Below are 20,859 nucleotides of genomic sequence, written 5' to 3'. Positions count from 1 at the left end.
ATTTTAACGTTTGCGTAGCGGAAAAATCGCCGAACGGCGTTTATTTTGCAAAGTGCGGTCGGTTTTTTATAAATTTTATGAAGATATAAATAAAAACCGATTATTCTACGCTTTGCCACCAAGGTTCCCGAAAATTTGGGCTGTCCGCTTCGCCTTGTTCCGAAAAATAGAAAACATCACCGATTTTTGGCGTGAATAAGTTGAAGTTTTCTTTTTGCGCGTTTCGGTAAATCTGTTCTAAAGGTGCGCGCCAGTCGTGTCGGGCGAGGGCGAATTTGGCGTTATGCACGGTCATTAATCGTTTTGGACGCAGCGCTTTTACCGCTAGTGTCAATTGTTCGGGCTGAATATGAATATTCGCCCAATCTTTATTGTATTGACCATTTTCCATTAAGGCCAAACTAATGTTAAAACGTTGCCCGATTTCCTGATAAATAGGGTCATAACCGCTGTCCCCGCCCAGATAAATAGTCTCGCCGGGCACTTCCAACATAAATGAAGACCATAGCGTTTTATTGCGAACAACGCCTCTGCCGGAAAAATGGCGGGCAGGTAAGGCGGTAATTTTGAAATGGTTTTCAAGCTCGGTTTTTTCATTCCAGTCCATTTCAATAATACGTTCTGCAGGATAACCCCAATATTCCAAATGAGCGCCCACGCCCAAGCTTGTAATTACTTTTTCCTTCATTTTGTTTTTTAGTTGGATAACCGCTTCATAATCCAGATGATCCCAGTGATCGTGAGTGATAACCAAATAATCGAAATCGGGCATATCTTGCGGCTGATACAGATTGGTACCTTGAAACATTTTATTGGCAAAAGACAACGGTGAGCCGGAAACCAGCACCGGATCCACTAAAAAGCGCTTTCCGTCCAATTGAATTAAATAAGACGAATGACCGAACCAAACAATAAAGTTTTTCTCCCGGCTTAATTGCTGCAAATCGGTTTTTACCACGGGAAGCGGGCGGTTCGGCGTAAGGTGATCTATTTGTTGGAATAAAAAGTCATACCATATTTTCCAAAGCGGTTTATCGCTGGTTTGAACTTCGGTCGGTAAATGGTTGACGAATTTTCCCGCTTTATAATGAACGGATTGTTCAATACGCGCCAGCCTTTGCCCTTCGGGATGTTTGCCGAAAGGCTTAGTTTGCATAAAAATAACCGCACTCGCCGCCAATAGTAAAATAAGGCTGATTAGTGCAATCAAGATATATTTTAATAAAGTCATTTGCTTTCCTAATTAAGCACTTATCACAATTGCTTAAATGATAAGTAATGAATAAGGGCGTAAAATCTACGCCCCAAAATTTGTCAAATTTTAACCGCACTTTTAACGGCTATTTTTTCGCCGGTATGCCCGCCAGTACTTTGGTCAGCAATTCCCAATAAGTCCGTACCGCCGGAATATGTACTTTTTCATCCGGTGAGTGCGCGTTCACAATAGTCGGACCGATAGATACCACATCCAACGCCGGATAAATTTTCTTCAATAAACCGCATTCAAGCCCGGCGTGAATTACTTTAATCGCCGGCTCATAACCGAGTAATTCGCCGTAAATTTCTTTAGTTAAGGTTAAAATCGGCGTTTCCGCATGCGGTTCCCAGCCCGGGTAACGGCCGGAGAATTGAACGCTCGCACCACAAAGTTCAGTGAGGGAAATTAATAGACCGTTAATGTAATTTGTGCCGCTTTCAATTAACGAACGAACTAAAATCGTACCTTTTACCGCGTCTTCCGTAGTTTTCAATACGCCGATACTTAATGAACTTTCCACTACGTTTTCAACGACATCACTGTTACGAATTACGCCGTTCGGCAGCGCGTTCAACAGGTTAACGACATTATTTTTCGTATTTGGGGCGAACACTTTCGTTGCTTTTTCGGCAGGTTGCGCCGTTAACTGCAGATCCGGTTCGGCAATGGCTAATTCCGTTTTTAACAGGCTTTCGAATGATTTTACCCCTTGCGTGAAATTTGCGGGTTCACCGTTAAAACAAAGGGTCGCGAAAGCTTCGCGAGGAATCGCATTGCGTACGGAACCGCCGCGGATTTCGCTAAGGGAAAATTCAAAGTGCGGTTGATTTTGTTGAAGATTTGCCAAAAAACGCGCCAGAGTTTTAATTGCGCTGGCACGTCCGGTATGAATATCGCAACCGGAATGACCGCCGCGCAATCCTTTCAAACTGATCTGATAACAGTGCTCATAATTATTTTCCTGCCATTGCACTGGCACGGTTAAATCCGCGTTTTCCCCACCGGCGCAGCCGATATAAATTTCACCGTTGTCTTCAGTGTCGGTATTGATCATTATTTCGGATTGCAGCCAGTTTTTGCGCAAACCCAACGCGCCGTCCATGCCCACTTCTTCCGTCATGGTCAGTAATACTTCCAGAGCAGGGTGGGCGAGATTTTCACTGTCCAATACGGCTAACGCGGATGCCATGCCGATACCGTTATCCGCACCTAAAGTGGTGCCTTTGGCTTTTACCCATTCGCCGTCGATATAAGGCTGAATCGGATCCGATGTGAAATCATGGTCTGTTTCTTCATTTGCCTGCGGCACCATATCCAAATGCGCCTGTAAAGCGACCGATTGACAATGTTCCATGCCTTTTGTCGCCGGTTTACGGATTAACAGGTTGCCCGCTTCATCCCGCTCGGCATAAAATCCTTTTCCTTTTGCCCAGTTCACAATAAATTCGGCTAATTGTTCTTCGTGATGAGAAGGATGGGGGATTGAACAAATTTGATCGAACCATTTCCAGAGTAATTGGGGTTGAAGAGATTGAATTTCGGACATATTGCTTCCTTTTTATAAAATCTGACGAATCTGACCGCACTTTTGCGGTTTTTTTATGAAATAATGAGGCAAATAATAGCATAAAAGCGCATTTCGGGTTATCCTTACGCAATTTTATTTACTAGGCGGCGCTTTCCGCTTTCAATTATTGTTAAAAAGGTGAATTTATGAGCGAAAAATATGTTGTTACCTGGGATATGTTCCACATGCACGCACGCAAATTAGCGGAACGTTTATTACCGGCGTCACAATGGAAAGGCATTATTGCCGTGAGTCGCGGCGGTTTGTTCCCGGCTGCGGTATTAGCGCGCGAATTAGGACTACGTCATGTCGAAACCGTCTGTATCGCAAGCTATGATCACGACCAACAAGGCGATTTAAAAGTGATCCATAAAGCGGAAACCGACGGCGAAGGTTTTATCGTGGTGGACGATTTAGTGGATACCGGCAACACGGCGCGCGAAATTCGTAATATGTATCCAAAAGCGAAATTCGTTACCGTATTCGCAAAACCGGCGGGCGCGCCGTTAGTGGACGATTATGTGATTGATATTCCGCAAAACACATGGATTGAACAACCTTGGGACTTAGGCATCGGATTTGTGCCGCCTTTAGCGCGTAAGTGATTGTAATTAAAAAGAAAAGGCGTACAAAGGTACGCTTTTTTTTATGACTGATTTAATGTGATAAAATTTCGCATTTTTTGACCGCACTTTTAGGGCTTGTTTATAAAAGATAAACGGATCCTAATATGTTGAAATAACAAAAATTTTGTTCCTTATTTTGTTTCGGCGTCATACCAAAATAGCGTTTAAATTCGCGACTGAACTGGTTCGGGCTTTCATAGCCAATATAAAAAGCGGCAAAAGCACATCAAGATAGCCGTAAAGTATAATCCAATAAATAGAGCGAGTATGATATTCGCCTTTTCTTTACCTACCAACTTTTATCTTGAAAAATTTCTCTGAAATAATCCAATACCGCGCGGACACTTGGGCTAATAAAAGCCGTTTGCGGATAAAGCATCGCCACATAAACGGGTACTGTTTGTGTCGAGAAATTATATTCAGGCAACAAGCGAACTACTTTACCTTCCTTCAATAAATCTGATGCCGCCCAATTCGCTAATAAAGCAATGCCCATTCCTTGAACGCAAGCCGTTGCAATCGCATTGCCGTTATTGCTGGTCAGCGCAATTTTAGGTGAACAGGCTTGCCAGTTTTCACCCTCTTGTAATAGCCAACGTAACGTCCCTGTTTTACCCTTGTAAAGCAAAGCATGGTGTTTCGCCAAATCAGCAGGAATCTTAGGGGTTCCATACTTTTGTAAATAACTTGGCGAAGCGGCCAGACAAAAATGCTGTTGAGCCAAAATTCTTACTTTCAAGCTACTATCATTTAACGGCGCAAGGCGGAAAATAATGTCGGTGCTATCGGTAAAGGGGTCGATATAATCATCCGTTTGCACTAAGTTAACGATCAGATTCGGATAGCGTGCTTGTAGTTCCGCCAAGTGGGGAATAATATGCAATTGCCCAAAAAACACAGGGGCATTGATACGCACCGTGCCGGCAATTTCTGCCGTTTGTGCAGTAATCGCCTGTTCGGCTGCTTGAAATTGGCTGACGATTTGGCGCGCATATTCCGCCAGTAGCAACCCCGTTTCAGTGGGGGTGATTGCTCGGGTATTACGGTAAAACAGTGCTGCTCCCCAGTCATCTTCGAGTTGCTTAATTAAGCGGGAAAGCATAGAAGCGGAAAGATTCTCTCGGCGGGCAACTTCCGACAGACTTCCCAGCTCAAGGACTTGTAAAAATAATTTTAAAGCGTAAACGCTGGTGTTTTTGGTGTTCATTGTTGTAGTTTTTGCAAAGGTGTTTTGCTTATCTTTTACTATTTTTCAATAATACAACAATTTATAATGTGCGACAAATTTCATTTATTTAAAAGGAAAGCTCAATGACTATTTTAAGCACAGAACAAATTCTCTCCGCCTTCAAAAACCGTAAATCTTGCCGCCACTACGATGAAACTCGCAAAATCAGCGAACAAGATTTTAACTTTATTTTAGAACTTGGTCGTTTATCACCAAGCTCAGTGGGTTCAGAACCGTGGAAATTCATCGTATTACAAGACCCGAAACTACGTGAAGCCATCAAACCGTTTTCCTGGGGGATGGCAAGTACCTTAGATAGCGCAAGCCATATCGTGGTTATTCTTGCCAAGAAAAACGCCCGTTTTGACACACCGTTTATGTTAGAAGGCATTAAACGCCGCGGCGTTACCGAGCCTGAAGCTATCGAGAAAACCTTGGCAAAATATAAAGATTTCCAAGAAAACGATATGCAAACCTTAAATGACGAGCGCGCACTGTTTGACTGGTGCAGCAAACAAACTTACATCGCGTTAGGCAATATGATGACAGGTGCGGCTATGGCAGGCATTGATTCTTGCCCGATTGAAGGTTTCAATTATGCGGAAATGAACCGTGTATTATCCGAAGCGGGTCTATTCGATGCCAACGAATGGGGCGTATCGGTTGCCGTAACCTTCGGCTACCGCACGCAGGAAATCGCACAAAAAGCCCGCCAGCCGCAAGAAGATGTGGTGATTTGGGCGAAATAGTTGAGGAATACGTTAATGGCTAAATTTTGTTATTTATAAGCCCTTGCGTAATCACTATAAGTAAAATTTCAAACTGCCTGAAAAGCGTGATACAGTTTTCAGGCAGTTTTTATTTGTTAAAAGGAAAAACAATGTCTTTACCCTATATTTTAATCGCACTTATTGCCGGCACCGCATTAGCCTCACAGGCGGCGATCAACAGCAAACTGGCTCAAGCCATGCTCGGGCAACCTTTAGTTTCCGCCTTCATCTCTTTTGCCAGCGGTACCATCGCATTATTATTACTTTGCCTATGGAAAGCGGATTTATCGGCATCGCTACGAGAATTGCCCAATGTTGAACCGTGGAAGCTTATCGGCGGCGTTCTTGGTGCAGGCTTGGTACTTACCACCATCTTACTCGCCCCTAAACTCGGCATCACCAATATGTTGTTTTTCATCATCGTCGGGCAACTCTGTGCCGCCGCCGTCATCGACCACTTCGGCTTACTCGGTATGGCACAACGCTCTTTCCAACTTTCCCAATTCATCGGCTTACTGATTATCGCCTGCGGATTAGGGTTTTATTTCTTTGGGAATAAGATTGTGAATTAGACACCCGCTTGCTAGTTTAATTTATACTTGAAACTCACTACATAATTTAAAAAAGTTTAAAGTATACTTGAAACTTTTTATATTTTTATATAAAGTTTAAGGTATAAATTTGATGGAGTAAGCTATGAAAAAAGATCTCATCTACCGCAAACGCTACTTGGAGCGAGTGCGTCCGTTTATCGGCAAATCGCTGATTAAAGTGTTCACAGGGCAACGCCGTGTGGGCAAAAGCTATTTGTTGTTTCAGATTATGCAGGAAGTTCAAGCCAGCGACAGCCAAGCCCATATCATTTATATCAACAAAGAAGATTTGGCTTTTTCGCATATCAAAACTGCACAAGATTTGGCGGAATTTGTGCTTATAGAGAAAAAGAGCGGCAAAAAAAATTATGTCTTTATTGATGAAATTCAAGAAATCAGTGAATTTGAAACTGCGCTTCGTTCGTTGCTGTTAGATGATGAACTGGATTTGTATTGTACAGGTTCGAATGCCCATCTGCTTTCCCGTGATATTGCCGGCAGCCTGAGCGGTCGGGCGATTGAAATCAACGTGCATTCACTTTCTTACTTTGAATTTTTGGAATTTATGCGGCTGGAAGACAGCGATAAGACAATGTCGCAGTTTCTAAAATACGGAGGTTTACCTTATTTAAAAGACCTGCCGTTGCAAGATAATATTGTGTTTGAATATTTGCGTAACATCTATTCCACCATTGCCGTGCGTGATATTATAAACCGCTACGCCTTGCGAAACGTACAGTTTCTAGAACAACTTACACAATTTTTTGCGAGCAATATCGGTAACCTGTTTTCTGCAAAAAAAATCAGCGATTTTCTTAAATCACAGCGTATTTCCGCCAACACGGTGCAAGTGCAAAATTATGCCGAATACCTTGCCAACGCCTTTTTAATCCACAAAGTGCCACGCTATGATATTGAAGGAAAACGTATTTTTGAAATCGGCGAGAAATACTATTTTGAAGATTTAGGCTTACGCAATGCTTTAATCGGTTACCGAGTGCAAGACCGTGGCAAATTGCTCGAAAACACAATTTTCAACCACCTACAAATCGCAGGCTACGATGTCAAAATCGGCGGACTCGGTACTCAAGAAATTGACTTCGTCGCCGAAAAAGACGGGGAACGTATTTATGTACAAGCCACGCTGACTATTAACGAAGAAAAAACGCTGGAACGAGAGTTTGGTAACTTACTGAAAATTCAAGACAACTACCCAAAATATGTAGTTACGATGGACGAATTTGATGGAAATACGTTTGAAGGGGTGGAGTGTTTGAGTTTGAGGGAGTTTTTGATGTTATTGATGGACAGCAACGATTAAGAAGAGTTGCTTTTTGTGACTGCACTTTGAGAAGGAAAATATCGTTCCTAAATAAAATTCGTATTACTGTCTGCAAAACCGTATTTCACCTTTATTATTTTGGTTATAACCATAAAAACTTTTCGTATTATTGGTTTTTTATGGTTATATCCACAAAAACATCTAAAACCTTTCGGCTTTCCGTAAAACGGTTTTCCCAAAAAATGGGAATTGGTCTTTCATATACGCTGCCATCTACACGGCTTGTTGAGCGTTTTTTTGTTGGTATAACTGGGCGATAAACTGTTCTAACATTGTTGTTTTTCCGTGTTGTGGAGAAGTATATAGCATTTCACGCTGGGAATTTGAGATAGAAAATGCCATCTGAAAGGTAGGGTGGGCATTCCTGCCCACCAATCTACAAGCGGTGAAAAACAGGAAATTTTTTACCGTTTATTTTCTTTGCTTATTTTGCTCCAAATCTTGTTTATTTTTTTAAAATCAGCATAAATCAATATATCATTTAAGAAAATCAACCTTTTCAAAACGTAGTTATTTACGACAGTTATTGTACGGTCTATCATTGCCGCATTTCCACACACCAAATTATTAACAACTAGGCTGAGATTGAAACAATATACGTTGAATATGTGGAAATGTTTTTTCCATACGGACAATACATATTAATAAGTTTATGAACACATTACACTTATAATAAGGAAAACAATATGGCAAATCAGATGGTTATGGCTTTTTTGGGGAGGCTTTGGGAGTTTTTGACGAACCTATGGTGGCTTCCACTGGCTTTATTATTTTTAGCATTTCTCAAAAGCCGGTGGTTTAAAGGTCGATTTGGTGAAAAAGCCATACAATCGAGACTGAGTGGCTTAGACAAAAAAGTTTATCGCCCATTTCACGATTTAATCGTGCCATCACACAATACCACCACCCAAATCGATCATATTTATGTATCGTGTTTCGGTATTTTTGTGGTTGAAACGAAAAACTATTCGGGCTGGATTTTCGGTAGCGAAAAGCAGGCACGTTGGACACAGACGATCTACAGAAAAAAGCACTCGTTTCAAAACCCGCTTCGCCAAAACTATGCCCATATCAAGGCGTTGGCATCTTTGCTTGAATTGCCCGAAAGCGTATTTCATTCGGTAGTAGTTTTCTTGGGCGGATGCGAATTTAAAACGCAAATGCCTGAAAATGTCTGCTACATCGGGCAAGTCGAACATTATATCCGAAATATTCGGATGGTTATGCTGGATAACACGGAAGTTGATCGTATTTGTACCATTTTGCAAAATAAAAAATATGCAGTGAACAACGCAACCAGAGTTGTACATAAAAACAATTTACGGCAACGGCATCAATCATATAATTAGTCCGAATAATTTTTTAAACGACATTCATTTTATCCCTTAAAAAATTTCGAGCAAGCGGTCGGATTTTGCTGGAATTTTGCAGAAAATATCGTCTGAAAATGTATTTTTCAGGCGTAATCAAAGTTTGCAAAATTTCATCGTTTTTCCGCCGCTTGTAAACAATAAAAATGTTTGCGTATAACGGCTGACAATGTCCACCAAACGCTTTCCAGCGTTAATCCCGAGGATTTCGCTGTTTTTTGAATCAGCGCCAACGCCTGTTCCAACTCGTGAGCGTTTTGGCTTAAATGCTGTTGGTTGATGGCATAGCCTTTAGTTAGATAATCTTTTAAGCGAGCGGTAGCCCAGATACGGAATTTTGTACCTAATACCGAATTTACCCGATAACCCACCGAGATAATCGCATCTAGGTTGTAATATTCAATTTCACGCCTAACCTGGCGTTTACCTTCTTTTTGAACTGTTGCATTTTTTGCATATTGATTTTCTCATTAAATCCCAAACGACACTTTTACCTATCGGACACTCGGAGCTTTGCCAAAATAACGTTTATATTCTCGGCTAAACTGGCTTGGGCTTTCATAGCCGACTTGGAATGCTGCAGTAGAAATGGGTAAATTTTCTTGTGAAATTAACCGGTTAGCTTCCATTAGACGTAGCGATTTTTGATATTGTAACGGCGAAAGGGTGGTGTGCTTTTTAAAATGGTTGTGAAAGCCGGAAAGCGACATTCCGCACAGTTCTGCAAGGCTTTCGACTGTAATTGTTTCGATGTAATGCGCCTTTAAATATTCCGTTGCTTTGGCGATTTTTTGTGTGTTTGAACCAAAGCTAACCATTTGCTTGAGTTTGTCACCTTGTTCACCCGTCAATAATCGATAATAAATTTCTTGCTGAATTAAAGGTGCTAAGAATGTAATGTCTTTTGTATTTTCGTGCAAGAGCAATAGGCGTTCAAAAGCATTTTCTAATTCAGCATCTAAGTGCCATTGTCCGAAAGCGGTCGGATTTTCGCTGTTTTTTGCCAAAAGTGCGGTCTGTTCTAGCAGAATTTTATTCACCGCTTGTAAATCAATCTTCATTGACATCACCACAAAAGGTTCTTCTGCTGTGGCTTGAAGAACCTTACCACACATTGGTACATTCACGGGGCAGAACATAAAATGTCGGTTGTCAAATAAATAACATTGGTTTCCTAGTTGTACTTCACGTTCGCCACGAATGACAATACAGATACTCGGTTCTTGTATCACATTATCATAGGAAAACGGATGATCAGAATGATGAATAATCAAACCTTTAATCGGTGAATGATAGGTTTGGTTATGAGGAATTACGTCTAATAAACGTGCAAAACTTTGTTCGGAAAACATAATAATTTGGATAAATAGGCAAGTAATTAAGAGAAATAATATACCGCTCACTTTTAAAAATCAATATACTGAACACATTCCAGAACGGAACGGATTAAGACAACAATTAATTCATACATGAGGTGAACAAAATGGCTACTGAAAAACAGATTGAAATTTTAAAAGGTATGGCAAAGGCTTGGTTTGGTAATTCACAACAGCACAGCATTCACGCTGAAATTATCCGTCAAAAAGGATTTAGCAAATTGGCTGATAAAATTCAGGCGGAAGCGGAAGGTGAATGGAAAGAAGCGCAACGTGTTAATGCTCGCCTGCTTGAACTAGGTGTAACCCCAACTTTAGCGATTAATAATTATCCAATTATTACTGATATTCGTGAACAATTGGAATATGATTACAACGAAGGCTTAAAAGGTATGGCGGAATTAAATGCAATGATCGCTGATTTTGCCGATGATTATATTACTCGCCGTATGATTGAAGAATTTATTGTCGATGAGCAAGAGCATACTAACTGGCTTGCGGAACATATTGGTTTAATTGAAGAAATTGGTTACCAAAATTATTTAATCCAACAACTGTAAAATAGGATAAGGCAAAATTATGAACGTTTTTGATAAAGCATTTTTACATAACAAATTTAAAGCAGCTGTATTAGAGCATAAAACTCAAATTGGTTTTGGCTTAGTGTCAGGTTCAGCTGTGAATGCAGAGATTGTGGCGGGTTCAGGTTATGATTTTATCTGGATTGATGGCGAACACGGTCCGAATACAGTGACAACGATTATCGATCAAGCTCGTGCGATTGCGCCTTATGGTAGCCACGTTATTGTTCGCCCGTTAGAAGCAGATCGTGCCTTGATTAAGCAACTTTTAGATGCGGGTATTCAATCTATTATTGCCCCTATGGTAGAAAGCGGTGAGCAAGCAGAATATATTGCACAATCAATGTATTATCCATCTCGTGGTAAACGTGGTTTTGGTGCGCCTGCGGTGCGTGCAGGTCGTTGGGGTCGATTACCTGAATATATCAAACACGCTGAAGATGAGCTGTTTTTAGCTGTACAGATCGAAAGTAAAAAAGGCGTGGAAAATCTAAAAGATATCGTTACCACTGACGGTGTAGATGCAGTATTTTTAGGCCCTGCGGATTTAGCGGTTGATATGGGATACTTCGGTGATTTTTCAGGTGAAGAAATGCAGGCAACCATTGAGAAACTGATCAAAGATATTCGTGCATTAGGTAAACCTGTGGGTACAATCGCAGGCTCACCAGAAGAAGCAAAACGTTATATTGACTGGGGCGCAAGTTTCGTTGTGGTGGGCGTAGATACGATATTCTTAGCACATATGGCAGACAGCGTGTTAGGAGCTTGTCGTTCTATTGTTAAATAATTTTTAACATAATAAAGGAAATAATGATGCAAACCATTGACCAATTTATCGCACAATATATTCCTGCGGCTTACGCATTAAATCTGCGTGTTGTGGAAAGTAGCCCGCAACGTGTTGTGATTAAAGCGCCCTTTGAGTGCAACAGCAATCATCATCACACGATTTTTGGCGGCAGTCAGGCGCTATTGGCAACATTAAGTGCGTGGTCATTGGTTTATCTTAATTTCCCTGAAGCAAACGGCAATATTGTGATCCGCAGTAGTCAAATTCGCTATTTGAAACCTGCGCCGAGCGATATTATTGCAGTAAGTATTTGCCCTGATAGTTTAGCAATGAACTTAGCAAAGCAAATGCTGACCCAAAAAGGTAAAGCAAAAATCACTATTCAATGTCAACTTTATTGTGATGACATTATTGTCAGTGAATGGACAGGCGAATTTGTTTTATCTCATACACCCTTTTAAACAATCTTAAACTACTCTTTTAACTCAACAGGAGCAAATTATGAAAATTTTTTACCATACATCAGCTACAGCAACCGGCGGTCGTGACGGACATACTCGTGTCGATGACGGTTCAATCGGTTTCGATTTAGTCGGCTTTCAAAATGAAAGCGGCAAAGTAGGCACCAACCCCGAACAACTTTTTGCAATGGGTTATGCGGCTTGTTTTGATAGCGCAATGAATCACGTTGCACCGACATTAAATTTAAAACCGACTAAATCAAGCACTACCGTTGGCGTAGGTATCGGTCAGAAACCCGACGGCGCATTTGGTCTGGATTTAGATATTACCATCACTGTGGAAGGTTTAAGCCTTGAAGATGCAAAAACCTTAATCAACAAAGCGCACGAAGTTTGCCCATATTCAAACGCAACCCGTGGTAATGTGGATGTGCGTTTACACGTGAATGTTATTCAGTCTTTTGATTTGTAATTTATCGAACCCCACTTATGTGGGGTTTTTAGATAGGAGAAACTATGGTTACCTTACATTATCTTAAACAGTCTTGTTCACACCGCATTGTCTGGCTACTGGAAGCGCTTAGCTTGGATTATGAACTGAAAATCTACGATCGTGATCCGCAAACCTTAATGGCGCCTGCAGAACTGAAAGCTCAACATCCTCTCGGTAAAGCCCCTGTATTGCAAGATGGTGATTTAGTATTAGCGGAGGGTAATGCAATTATCCAACATTTACTCGACCGCTACGACGATGAAAATCGTTTCACGCCGGCACATAAAACGGGCGCTTATTCGAACTATGTTTATTGGTTGGCAGTATCCGCCTCTATGTTCAGCGCAAATTTCTTAGCATTACTCTCTACACGCAGCGATTTAGGTGATTTTGCTCAATATGCAACGGCACAAACGCCTCTGTTTTTCAACCACGTGGAACAAACTCTTGAAGGCAAACAATGGATTGTCGGCGAACAGCTTACCGGTGCGGACTTTGCCCTGAGCTTCCCGTTACAATGGGGGATGAAATATGTTGATGAAGCGGATTACCCGAACATTGTGCGCTATCTGGCACAAATCGAAAATCACCCCGCTTATGTAAAAGCTAACGAAAAAACCGCAGGTGAATTGGATTTAAGCAAGTTCTAATTTGTAAAATTTAAATGCGATTTAACCGCTTTGAAATGCCGTTTGAAATTGAGTTACAGACGGCATTTTTGCATTGAATGGGCAAACGGTAGGTTTTTGCAAAAATTTTGCTATAAACGCTTGAACTATCGCAAATTCCGCAAAACTCTTTTCCAAACTTTTGACTATTCTTCAACAATCCTAGCCTTTATAATAAGAAGACTATTTTAGTTAGGAGCAAACTATGAACGCTAAATTTTCCCCATTATTTCAAAGCTACACTTTAAACAATGGTGTAGAAATCAAAAACCGTTTGGTGGTCGCCCCGATGACTCACTTCGGTTCAAACCCGGATGGTACATTAGGCGAGAATGAACGTGAATTTATCTCAAATCGTGCTAACGATATGGGTATGTTTATTTTGGCAGCAACCTTGGTACAAGACGGCGGTAAAGCATTCCATGGTCAGCCGGAAGCGATTCACGCTTCACAATTAGCCAGCCTAAAAGAAACTGCCGACATCATCAAAGCGCAAGGTGCGAAAGCGATTTTGCAGTTGCATCACGGCGGTAAACAAGCGGTAACCGAGCTGTTAAACGGTAAAGATAAAATCACTGCCAGCGATGATGAAGCAACCGGTACGCGTGCAGCAACGGTAGAAGAAATCCACTCGCTAATCAACGCTTTTGCTAACGCAGCAGATTTAGCCATTCAAGCGGGCTTCGATGGTGTAGAAATTCACGGGGCTAATAACTACTTAATCCAACAGTTCTACTCCGGTCATTCAAACCGTCGTACCGATGAATGGGGTGGCTCGCGCGAAAACCGTATGCGTTTCCCATTGGCGATTGTGGACGAAGTGTTAGCGGTGAAAGCGAAACATCAAGCGAATGATTTTATCGTGGGTTATCGCTTCTCGCCTGAAGAACCGGAAGAATTAGGTTTAACCATGGAAGATACCTTGGCTTTGATTGATACGTTGAAAGGAAAAGCATTGCAATACTTGCACATTTCATTGCACGAGTTCTTTAAAAAAGCGCGTCGTGGTGCGGATACTAATGCCTTCCGTATGCAGTTAGTACATGATCGCATCGGCGGAAAATTACCGTTAATTGGCGTAGGTAGCCTGTTCACCGCAGAACAAATTCTCGAAGCCTACAACACTGGCTGGGCGGAATTTATCGCTTTAGGTAAAACCGTCATGATCAACCCAACAATTGCCACTTTGATCAAAGAAGGTAAAGAAAACGAAATCGTGACCACGCTCGATCCGGAAAAAGCTGACCAATATGGTATTAAAGGCATTTTATGGGATCTCTGCAAAAATGGCGGCGCTTGGTTACCACCATTAAAAGGCAAAGATGATTGGCATCCTGTGGATGTGTAGTTTAAGTTATAGATAAAAAATACCGTCTGAACGATCTGATCGTTTTCAGACGGTTTTTTATCAATTTAATCCTGCCCCGGTCCGTGGTCAAACTTCGTCCCTTTACCCATTGCATAGAATTGACCGCCGGCCACATAATGCACGGTGCGTAATTCGTCCGGTGCGGTATCAAACGTCCAATGTCTGCCATCAAATACTCGGTCGTCCGCCCATGCCGCTACGATTTCGCCCATAAAGGAATCATAGTTCTGTTCTTGCTGTGGGTTTGGAATCACTTGGCACAACAAGTAACCCGCACTGCCTTCTACCATCGGAATATCAACACCTTCCTGATAAAACAGAGGCAGATTATCCAGCTTATTCGGCATGGTATGTTTACTGTGTTCGCCTACGTATAACACCGTTTCCATTTGCTGTACCGTAGGGATATGCACCACAAAATAGCCGTTTTGCTCCACCAATTTACGTGTGTAGGCTTGTGTGCCGATGTAAGCAATGATTTTGTTCGGTCCGCCCAAACCGACCCACGCTGCCGCCATTACGTCCGCATCGCCGTCGTGTTTGGCGGAAAGCATGGTGGTTGAACCTAATTGCACTAAGCGATAGGCTTTTGAAATTTCTACTGATTTAATTGTCATTTTTGTTCCTTATGAATTTAAAATACTTTGCCCAATGCTCCACGCATCGCCCACGCGTTCGCCCAGTGTGAAATAACCACGACTGAACGAGTCAAAGAAAATCATACCCAATTTGCTCGCGTCCACTTTGCCTTGCGCGTCCAGCACCGATTCATCAACCGAGACATTTTTCACGCGCCCAATAATCGTATGGATATGTTCTTGATACAAAATTTCCACCAATTCGCACTCAATTACCAATGTACTGCCGTCAATAATTGGGGCATTGACATATTTCGCTTTGTGCGCAGTTAAGCCTGATTTTTCAAATTTATCAGGATATTGGAAACCTGAATAAGTACCGAAAAAATCCGCATACGGCATCAATTTTTCAGTCGCCAACGTGACGGTAAACGCTTTCATCTTTTCAATATTCAAGTGCGTTTTTTTGTTGGTGTTAATGTTCAAATTGATGTAGCCACCGTGATTTAATGCACCCCAATGCGAATTCATAAAATTCACTCTGCCATCTTCATCATAAGTGCCGATCATAAAAAGCGGTGTTGGGTGTCCGTAGCCAAATTCTCTTGCTGTTAAATCTTTCATTTTTAACCCCTATTGATTGAATGGCGAGATTATAAAACTAGCATTGTTGCTTGCTAATCGCTAAAACAACAAATCAGAATTGCATAATTAGCAATAATAATTCAAAGATTCAGGCTGCCTAAACAATTCAGGCAGCCTGAAAACACAAATTATGCTGATAATACAGCTTGATAACGCGGTACTTGTGCAGCAATTTCATCATCGCTGATATTCAAGCAATTACCCGTTACAAACATTTTGCCGTAATTCATACCCAAATAGCTGGCAATCGTTTCATACGCCACCAAAAATTCTGCTACGGTGTGTCCTGCTAAACCGTCTTTTTGATAAAACTCTTCGCCACCGCCTGTGGTTACGGCAAGCATTAATTCTTTGCCTTTTAAGGCTTGTTTGTCGCCATACGCCCAGCCATAAGCCAATACATCATCCAGCCATTGTTTCAGCAGAGCGGGTGAGCTGTACCAATACATTGGGAATTGCAATACGATACGGTCGGCTTTTTCCAACACCGCTTGTTCGGCGGTCGCGTCGATTTTGCCGTCGGGATAAAGGTCATACAGATAGCGCACTTTTACGCCCGCCACGTCTGCCGCGCCTTTTGCCAAGGCGGCGTTCACGCGGGATTGTTTGATATTCGGATGAACGACTAATACGGTAGTTTTCATGTTTGAATTCCTTAATTAAAAAAATGTTTCGTTAATATCCAGTTTGGACAGAGCGGTGTTGAGATCGGCAAGTTCCTCTGCACTTAATTCAATCTCTGCGCCTTTAAAGTTTTCTTCCAGACGATGCAGCTTAGTGGTGCCCGGAATCGGTACGATATAAGGTTTTTGCGCCAGCTCCCAAGCCAGTACCACCTGCGCCGATGTAGCATTTTTACGCTCGGCAATTTCGGCAATCAAATCCAATAAGGCTTGGTTTTGCGCCATCACTTCGGGTTTAAAGCGTCCCATTTGCCCACGGAAATCGCCTTCCTGATATTCGGTATTTTGTGCCACTTTACCGCTTAAAAAACCATTGCCAAGCGGGCTGTATGCCATAAAGCCGATACCCAATTCATCACACATCGGGAACAAATCCTGCTCGGGTTTGCGCCACATCATGGAATATTGGTCTTCAATGGCGCTCACAGGGCACACTGCATGAGCACGGCGGATATAATCCGCAGGTGCATTGGAAATCCCCCAGTATTTGATTTTTCCTTCGGCAATCAACGCTTTCATGATTTGCGCAACCACTTCCGGTTCCACCTTCGGATCGACACGATGCTGATAAAACAGATCGATGTAATCTGTCTGCAAGCGTTGCAATGAACCGTCCAACTGCTCGCGAATAGAAGCGGGGCTGCTGTCCAACACCGGCACCGGCTGACCGTCCACCAGTTCCATATCCAACACGCCGAATTTGGTGGCAATCACCACATTTTCACGATGATCTTTCAGCGCATTACCTAATAATTCTTCATTATCAAAACCGTAAATCGGTGCGGTATCAAACAGATTGCAGCCCAATTCGATGGCTTTATGAATAAGCGTTATCATCGCTTGGCGATCAACAGGCTTGCCATAGCCGTGATCCATCCCCATACAGCCCAGCCCCATTTCCGAAACCAGCAAACCTTGGCTGCCTAACTTTCTCATTTTCATCGTAATCTCCTTACGCTTCGTGTTCTGAATAGATGGATTATAACGCTGGCTTCATTGCAGATTAATCGTTAAAATCACAAGACAGTATTGCTAATTTCACAATAATTATGAACAAACTTGACGCCCTCAAATTTTTTATTACTGCCGCCGAAACCCTGAATTTTCGTGAAGCGGCGGTAAAACTCGCCATTTCACCATCGGTGGTCACGCGCACCATTGCCGAGCTGGAAAACCAACTCGGCGAACCGCTGTTTAAACGCAGCACCCGCTCGATTACGCTAACCAGCTTCGGCGAACTGTTTTTGCCCAAAGCCAAACGCCTGCTGGAAGATTCCGATACCCTGTTTCAGACGGCAAAAGACGATAACGAAATGAAGGGCGTTGTACGCATTACCCTGTTCCGCTTGCCCAATCACGAGCAAATTTTGTTCGAATTATTGACCGCACTTCGCCCTTACCCCGAGCTGTTTATCGATTGGCGCTTGGATATGATGCGGCTTGATACCGTTGAGCACCGCATTGACATCGGCATCCGCGTCGGGCGCGAACCCAATCCGAATTTCATCATCAAGCCGATTGCCAAGGTTCAGCATATCTTCGTCGCCGCCCCCGATTTGCTGGAACGCTTGGGCGCACCGAAAGATTTTGAAGACCTGCGCCAACGCTATCCGTTCAGCGGCTTAATCAATCCTGAAACCGGCAAAGTGTGGGAATTTATGCTCGACGGCGTGAATACTTTTCTGCCCCGCCATCTCGAATTTTTCAGCACCGACCCCGACACGCAAATTCAGGCGGCACTGGCGGGAAGAGCGGTGGTACAAGCCAGCGATTTAGCCTGTAAGGAATATTTGGCAAACGGCAGATTGGTCAAAGTCTTGCCCCAAATTCAGCAGGAAAAATGGCAACTTTATCTGTACCGCCCTTATCAAACGATTACCCCAAAACGGGTGATGAAGGTGTTTGAGGTGTTGGAAGGGGTTTTACGGAAATATCTTGGATAAAAATGCCTGTCTGAAGTTTTGTGCTTTCAGACAGGCATTTTTATATCCCCATGATTGACAAAGTCCAAAATTAGACTAAAATACCGCTTCTATTTAGTCCAATATTAGACCTTAACACCATGCAAAACCATATTACTTCCATTGATTTATTAGCCGAAACCATGATGCAGTCGCTTCAGATTTACATGAAGTATGCAAGGAAAATGGGCTTGGCGGAGAACGAATATGTCGTGCTGTATTCCGTTTATCACCATCAGGGCTGTTCACAGAAAGACATTGTGGCGGATTGGGAGCTGCCGAAGCAGACGGTGTCGTTTGTGTGCAAGCAGCTTGTTGAGCGCGGCTGGTTGGCGTTTGCGCCCGATCCGAATGACAAGCGCGGTAAGTTGATGAATTTGACCGCAGACGGTTTAGCCGTGATTGCGCCGATTATTGAAGCGCAAACGGCGGGGGAGCGGCAAAGTGCGGTTGATTTCGGCGAAGAAAAACTGGCGGCCTTAGTGCAGGATTTAATCCGCTTAAACAAAGTATTAAGCAAAAATTTAGGGGTGGAATAATGCAGACATCCAATGCGCTGGACAACTTAAAATCCATCGCCAAAAACAACAAAAAACGCCTTGCCGGCACTTTTGGCTTGGTGGCGGCGGAAAACGTTTTATTTTTGACCTACCCCGTATTCGGCAGTTTTGCGGTTAATGCGATGATGAGTGGCGATGTGTGGGCATCGCTTTCTTATTCATTGTTGGTGCTGATTATCTGGAGTATCGGTGCCATGCGCCGTGCGGTGGATACCCGCGCTTTTGCCCGAATTTATGCGGAACTTGCCGTGCCGGTGGTGGCAAGCCAGCGTGCGAAAGGCTTGGACACCTCTTCCGTCACCGCACGCGTTGCACTATCGCGCCAGTTTGTGGATTTCTTCGAGCAGCATTTGCCGATTTTGATTATGTCCGCTTTTCAGATTATCGGCTCGGCGCTGATGTTGCTGATTCTGGAGTTTTGGGCAGGGGTTACCGCTTGTGCGATTTTGGCGTTCTTCGCCTTTTTAATGCCGAAATACGCCAAAACCAATGATTTGCTCTACCTCAAACTCAACAACCGTTTGGAAAAAGAAGTGGACGTCATCGAGCGCAACAACGGCTACCAGCTCAACAAACACTACGGCTGGCTGGCAAAACTGCGTATCCGCATTTCCAATCGTGAAGCGGCGGGTTATTTGTGGATTGGCGTGGCGATGGCGCTGCTGTTCGGCGTCACCGTGGTGCAAATCGCCACCACCCAAGGCGTAAAAGCCGGGCATATTTATGCGGTGATTACCTACTTATGGCAATTTGCCATGAGCCTGGACGATATGCCGCGATTGCTGGAACAGTTTTCTAATTTGAAGGATATTGGCAAGCGGGTGGAGGTTTAGGATTTATGAAGAAAAAATACTTGATTTTATTATTGGCGCTGGCTTTGACCGCTTGCGGTGAAGCGCAAACGGAAGTTGCGGAAACCACATCACGCATGAAAGTGAACGTGGTACAAGTTCAGCCGACTCAACTGAATTACCGCTTATTGCTCTCCGGTTCAATCCAGGCAAAAGATGATGTGTCTGTCGGCACGTCATTACAAGGCTTGCAGGTATTGGATGTGAAAGCAGAAGTGGGCGATTGGGTGGAGCAAGGACAAGTTTTAGCTACCTTGGAACAAAGCCAAGTGCAATCGCAATTTCGCCAAAATGATGCTTTACTACAGCGAGCCAAAGCCAATTTAGTATCACAACAATCCACATTAAAAGAGGCGGAAGCAACGCTTAAACGCTATCAGCAGTTGATAAAAACGGATGCGGTCAGTCATCAGGAATTAGATCAGCAACGAGCTAAAGCAGAAAGTGCAAGGGCTGCGATACAGGCGGCAAAAGCTGAAATTGCACAGGTTCAGGCACAGCTTGACGATAGTCGTCATCAACGTAAAAAAGCGGAAGTTCTTGCCCCAACGAGCGGCATTGTTACGCAACGTTTGGCACAAGCGGGTAACTTAACCGACAGCAACGCCTTATTTCATATTGCGCGTGATGGTGTATTGGAAGCCGTGGTGCGAGCCAGTGCTGACGAGATTTCGGTATTGGAAACAGGTTTGGTTGCTAATGTGCAAATGCTTGATAAGGTTACAAGCGGTCTAATTCGCTTAATTTCTTCCCAAATTGACAGTGCAACCCACACGGCTAAAATTCATATTGCCTTACAGGAAAAGTTGCAAGTGCCATTTGGCACACCTATAAATGCTGTCGTTCAGTTACCTGAAATGACGGCACAAATTGCCGTACCGTTCAGCGCAGTGAATTTTGGTGCTGACGGCAATCACTTTGTCATGGTGGTAAATGCCGATGGTACGGTAGTTCGCCGTAAGATTACTCTTGGCGAAGTGAGCTAAATCCAAGCTGAAGTCTTGTCAGGTTTGCAAGTTGGCGAGCAAGTCGTGCAAAAAGCAGGCGCATTGATCAATGAAGGTGATCAAGTGGAAGTAGTATTAT

General features: G+C 43.1%; 24 protein-coding genes and 1 pseudogene. 15 read left to right on the top strand and 10 right to left on the bottom strand.

Annotation, left to right across the window (positions count from 1 at the left end; genetic code table 11):
• Positions 1–100: 100 nt before the first annotated feature.
• Positions 101–1,231, bottom strand: coding sequence for an MBL fold metallo-hydrolase (locus MS_RS09640; RefSeq protein WP_041640061.1), 1,131 nt, complete (start codon positions 1,229–1,231; stop codon positions 101–103).
• 109 nt (positions 1,232–1,340) lie between these two features.
• On the bottom strand, positions 1,341–2,804 hold the full coding sequence (locus MS_RS09635) for an aminoacyl-histidine dipeptidase (RefSeq protein ID WP_011201272.1): 1,464 nt from the start codon (positions 2,802–2,804) through the stop codon (positions 1,341–1,343).
• 167 nt (positions 2,805–2,971) lie between these two features.
• Here MS_RS09635 and gpt point away from each other — a divergent pair, with 167 nt between their 5' ends.
• Positions 2,972–3,430 (top strand): xanthine phosphoribosyltransferase, encoded by a 459-nt coding sequence (gene gpt / locus MS_RS09630; protein ID WP_011201271.1) that lies wholly within the window; start codon positions 2,972–2,974, stop codon positions 3,428–3,430.
• A 100-nt stretch (positions 3,431–3,530) separates the two neighbouring features.
• Here the strand turns inward: gpt and MS_RS11050 are convergent, their stop codons facing one another.
• The gene (locus tag MS_RS11050; protein ID WP_083754322.1) at positions 3,531–3,656 is read right to left on the bottom strand and encodes an AraC family transcriptional regulator; all 126 of its coding nucleotides are present in this window, start codon (positions 3,654–3,656) and stop codon (positions 3,531–3,533) included.
• An 84-nt stretch (positions 3,657–3,740) separates the two neighbouring features.
• A complete protein-coding gene (locus MS_RS09625) occupies positions 3,741–4,658 on the bottom strand; it encodes a LysR family transcriptional regulator (protein ID WP_011201270.1) in 918 nt (305 codons plus the stop codon).
• Between the two features lie 104 nt (positions 4,659–4,762).
• On the opposite strand from MS_RS09625, the gene MS_RS09620 reads away from it, so the two are divergent.
• From MS_RS09620 to MS_RS09605, 4 genes are all read left to right on the top strand, one after another.
• On the top strand, positions 4,763–5,428 hold the full coding sequence (locus tag MS_RS09620) for an NAD(P)H-dependent oxidoreductase (RefSeq protein WP_011201269.1): 666 nt from the start codon (positions 4,763–4,765) through the stop codon (positions 5,426–5,428).
• Positions 5,429–5,559: 131 nt separating this feature from the next.
• Positions 5,560–6,021 (top strand): DMT family transporter, encoded by a 462-nt coding sequence (locus MS_RS09615; RefSeq protein ID WP_041640059.1) that lies wholly within the window; start codon positions 5,560–5,562, stop codon positions 6,019–6,021.
• 124 nt (positions 6,022–6,145) lie between these two features.
• Positions 6,146–7,363 carry an ATP-binding protein gene (locus MS_RS09610; RefSeq protein ID WP_011201267.1) on the top strand — a complete coding sequence of 406 codons (1,218 nt, stop codon included), beginning with the start codon at positions 6,146–6,148 and terminating at the stop codon, positions 7,361–7,363.
• A gap of 707 nt (positions 7,364–8,070) precedes the next feature.
• Complete coding sequence (locus MS_RS09605) at positions 8,071–8,733, top strand: nuclease-related domain-containing protein (protein ID WP_011201264.1); 663 nt, start codon at positions 8,071–8,073, stop codon at positions 8,731–8,733.
• A 162-nt stretch (positions 8,734–8,895) separates the two neighbouring features.
• On the opposite strand, the pseudogene rhuM reads toward MS_RS09605, so the two are convergent.
• Both rhuM and MS_RS09595 read right to left on the bottom strand, forming a co-directional pair.
• A pseudogene (rhuM, locus tag MS_RS09600) lies at positions 8,896–9,194 on the bottom strand (RhuM family protein); the annotation flags it as partial.
• A 54-nt stretch (positions 9,195–9,248) separates the two neighbouring features.
• Positions 9,249–10,106 (bottom strand): AraC family transcriptional regulator, encoded by an 858-nt coding sequence (locus tag MS_RS09595; protein ID WP_041640259.1) that lies wholly within the window; start codon positions 10,104–10,106, stop codon positions 9,249–9,251.
• Positions 10,107–10,237: 131 nt separating this feature from the next.
• Between MS_RS09595 and MS_RS09590 the strand changes: the two genes are divergently transcribed.
• The 6 genes from MS_RS09590 (at position 10,238) to MS_RS09565 (ending at position 14,474) form a co-directional block, all read left to right on the top strand.
• Entirely contained in the window at positions 10,238–10,690 is a 453-nt protein-coding gene (locus MS_RS09590; protein ID WP_041640058.1) for a ferritin-like domain-containing protein, read from the top strand.
• A 118-nt stretch (positions 10,691–10,808) separates the two neighbouring features.
• Positions 10,809–11,501, top strand: a complete 693-nt coding sequence (locus MS_RS09585) for an HpcH/HpaI aldolase family protein (RefSeq protein ID WP_264352516.1) — start codon at positions 10,809–10,811, stop codon at positions 11,499–11,501.
• Between the two features lie 23 nt (positions 11,502–11,524).
• Positions 11,525–11,965 carry a YiiD C-terminal domain-containing protein gene (locus MS_RS09580; RefSeq protein ID WP_011201256.1) on the top strand — a complete coding sequence of 147 codons (441 nt, stop codon included), beginning with the start codon at positions 11,525–11,527 and terminating at the stop codon, positions 11,963–11,965.
• 40 nt (positions 11,966–12,005) lie between these two features.
• Positions 12,006–12,437, top strand: a complete 432-nt coding sequence (locus MS_RS09575; protein ID WP_011201255.1) for an organic hydroperoxide resistance protein — start codon at positions 12,006–12,008, stop codon at positions 12,435–12,437.
• 44 nt (positions 12,438–12,481) lie between these two features.
• On the top strand, positions 12,482–13,108 hold the full coding sequence (locus MS_RS09570) for a glutathione S-transferase family protein (RefSeq protein WP_011201254.1): 627 nt from the start codon (positions 12,482–12,484) through the stop codon (positions 13,106–13,108).
• A gap of 223 nt (positions 13,109–13,331) precedes the next feature.
• Positions 13,332–14,474 carry an NADH-dependent flavin oxidoreductase gene (locus MS_RS09565; RefSeq protein WP_011201252.1) on the top strand — a complete coding sequence of 381 codons (1,143 nt, stop codon included), beginning with the start codon at positions 13,332–13,334 and terminating at the stop codon, positions 14,472–14,474.
• Between the two features lie 65 nt (positions 14,475–14,539).
• Here MS_RS09565 and MS_RS09560 read toward each other — a convergent pair whose 3' ends face one another.
• The 4 genes from MS_RS09560 to MS_RS09545 all read right to left on the bottom strand — a co-directional run bounded on the left by MS_RS09560 (position 14,540) and on the right by MS_RS09545 (position 17,343).
• Positions 14,540–15,112 carry a flavin reductase family protein gene (locus MS_RS09560; protein WP_011201251.1) on the bottom strand — a complete coding sequence of 191 codons (573 nt, stop codon included), beginning with the start codon at positions 15,110–15,112 and terminating at the stop codon, positions 14,540–14,542.
• Between the two features lie 9 nt (positions 15,113–15,121).
• The gene (locus tag MS_RS09555; RefSeq protein WP_011201250.1) at positions 15,122–15,697 is read right to left on the bottom strand and encodes a flavin reductase family protein; all 576 of its coding nucleotides are present in this window, start codon (positions 15,695–15,697) and stop codon (positions 15,122–15,124) included.
• A 149-nt stretch (positions 15,698–15,846) separates the two neighbouring features.
• Entirely contained in the window at positions 15,847–16,362 is a 516-nt protein-coding gene (locus MS_RS09550; RefSeq protein ID WP_011201249.1) for an NAD(P)H-dependent oxidoreductase, read from the bottom strand.
• Positions 16,363–16,377: 15 nt separating this feature from the next.
• On the bottom strand, positions 16,378–17,343 hold the full coding sequence (locus MS_RS09545; RefSeq protein ID WP_011201248.1) for an aldo/keto reductase: 966 nt from the start codon (positions 17,341–17,343) through the stop codon (positions 16,378–16,380).
• A 107-nt stretch (positions 17,344–17,450) separates the two neighbouring features.
• Here MS_RS09545 and MS_RS09540 point away from each other — a divergent pair, with 107 nt between their 5' ends.
• The 4 genes from MS_RS09540 to MS_RS09525 all read left to right on the top strand — a co-directional run bounded on the left by MS_RS09540 (position 17,451) and on the right by MS_RS09525 (position 20,759).
• Positions 17,451–18,344 (top strand): LysR family transcriptional regulator, encoded by an 894-nt coding sequence (locus MS_RS09540; protein WP_011201247.1) that lies wholly within the window; start codon positions 17,451–17,453, stop codon positions 18,342–18,344.
• Positions 18,345–18,463: 119 nt separating this feature from the next.
• A complete protein-coding gene (locus MS_RS09535; protein WP_011201246.1) occupies positions 18,464–18,901 on the top strand; it encodes a MarR family winged helix-turn-helix transcriptional regulator in 438 nt (145 codons plus the stop codon).
• Positions 18,901–19,755: an ABC transporter six-transmembrane domain-containing protein gene (locus MS_RS09530; RefSeq protein ID WP_011201245.1), complete on the top strand. Its 855-nt coding sequence runs from the start codon at positions 18,901–18,903 to the stop codon at positions 19,753–19,755. Before MS_RS09535 ends, MS_RS09530 begins: the two co-directional genes overlap by 1 nt.
• A 5-nt stretch (positions 19,756–19,760) precedes the next feature.
• Positions 19,761–20,759 carry an efflux RND transporter periplasmic adaptor subunit gene (locus MS_RS09525; protein ID WP_011201244.1) on the top strand — a complete coding sequence of 333 codons (999 nt, stop codon included), beginning with the start codon at positions 19,761–19,763 and terminating at the stop codon, positions 20,757–20,759.
• Positions 20,760–20,859: the final 100 nt, after the last annotated feature.

The organism is [Mannheimia] succiniciproducens MBEL55E (assembly GCF_000007745.1).
In the GTDB taxonomy this organism is placed as follows: domain Bacteria; phylum Pseudomonadota; class Gammaproteobacteria; order Enterobacterales; family Pasteurellaceae; genus Basfia; species Basfia succiniciproducens.
Note: the sequence above shows the minus strand (reverse complement) of the source record. Positions and strands in the feature narration are given on the sequence as shown.

Coding starts and splice junctions, on each gene's coding strand:
- MS_RS09640 (WP_041640061.1), bottom strand. CDS start 1,231: ATGACTTTATTAAAATATATCTTGATTGCACTAATCAGCCTTATTTTA.
- MS_RS09635 (WP_011201272.1), bottom strand. CDS start 2,804: ATGTCCGAAATTCAATCTCTTCAACCCCAATTACTCTGGAAATGGTTC.
- gpt (WP_011201271.1), top strand. CDS start 2,972: ATGAGCGAAAAATATGTTGTTACCTGGGATATGTTCCACATGCACGCA.
- MS_RS09625 (WP_011201270.1), bottom strand. CDS start 4,658: ATGAACACCAAAAACACCAGCGTTTACGCTTTAAAATTATTTTTACAA.
- MS_RS09620 (WP_011201269.1), top strand. CDS start 4,763: ATGACTATTTTAAGCACAGAACAAATTCTCTCCGCCTTCAAAAACCGT.
- MS_RS09615 (WP_041640059.1), top strand. CDS start 5,560: ATGTCTTTACCCTATATTTTAATCGCACTTATTGCCGGCACCGCATTA.
- MS_RS09610 (WP_011201267.1), top strand. CDS start 6,146: ATGAAAAAAGATCTCATCTACCGCAAACGCTACTTGGAGCGAGTGCGT.
- MS_RS09605 (WP_011201264.1), top strand. CDS start 8,071: ATGGCAAATCAGATGGTTATGGCTTTTTTGGGGAGGCTTTGGGAGTTT.
- MS_RS09595 (WP_041640259.1), bottom strand. CDS start 10,106: ATGTTTTCCGAACAAAGTTTTGCACGTTTATTAGACGTAATTCCTCAT.
- MS_RS09590 (WP_041640058.1), top strand. CDS start 10,238: ATGGCTACTGAAAAACAGATTGAAATTTTAAAAGGTATGGCAAAGGCT.
- MS_RS09580 (WP_011201256.1), top strand. CDS start 11,525: ATGATGCAAACCATTGACCAATTTATCGCACAATATATTCCTGCGGCT.
- MS_RS09575 (WP_011201255.1), top strand. CDS start 12,006: ATGAAAATTTTTTACCATACATCAGCTACAGCAACCGGCGGTCGTGAC.
- MS_RS09570 (WP_011201254.1), top strand. CDS start 12,482: ATGGTTACCTTACATTATCTTAAACAGTCTTGTTCACACCGCATTGTC.
- MS_RS09565 (WP_011201252.1), top strand. CDS start 13,332: ATGAACGCTAAATTTTCCCCATTATTTCAAAGCTACACTTTAAACAAT.
- MS_RS09560 (WP_011201251.1), bottom strand. CDS start 15,112: ATGACAATTAAATCAGTAGAAATTTCAAAAGCCTATCGCTTAGTGCAA.
- MS_RS09555 (WP_011201250.1), bottom strand. CDS start 15,697: ATGAAAGATTTAACAGCAAGAGAATTTGGCTACGGACACCCAACACCG.
- MS_RS09550 (WP_011201249.1), bottom strand. CDS start 16,362: ATGAAAACTACCGTATTAGTCGTTCATCCGAATATCAAACAATCCCGC.
- MS_RS09545 (WP_011201248.1), bottom strand. CDS start 17,343: ATGAAAATGAGAAAGTTAGGCAGCCAAGGTTTGCTGGTTTCGGAAATG.
- MS_RS09540 (WP_011201247.1), top strand. CDS start 17,451: ATGAACAAACTTGACGCCCTCAAATTTTTTATTACTGCCGCCGAAACC.
- MS_RS09535 (WP_011201246.1), top strand. CDS start 18,464: ATGCAAAACCATATTACTTCCATTGATTTATTAGCCGAAACCATGATG.
- MS_RS09530 (WP_011201245.1), top strand. CDS start 18,901: ATGCAGACATCCAATGCGCTGGACAACTTAAAATCCATCGCCAAAAAC.
- MS_RS09525 (WP_011201244.1), top strand. CDS start 19,761: ATGAAGAAAAAATACTTGATTTTATTATTGGCGCTGGCTTTGACCGCT.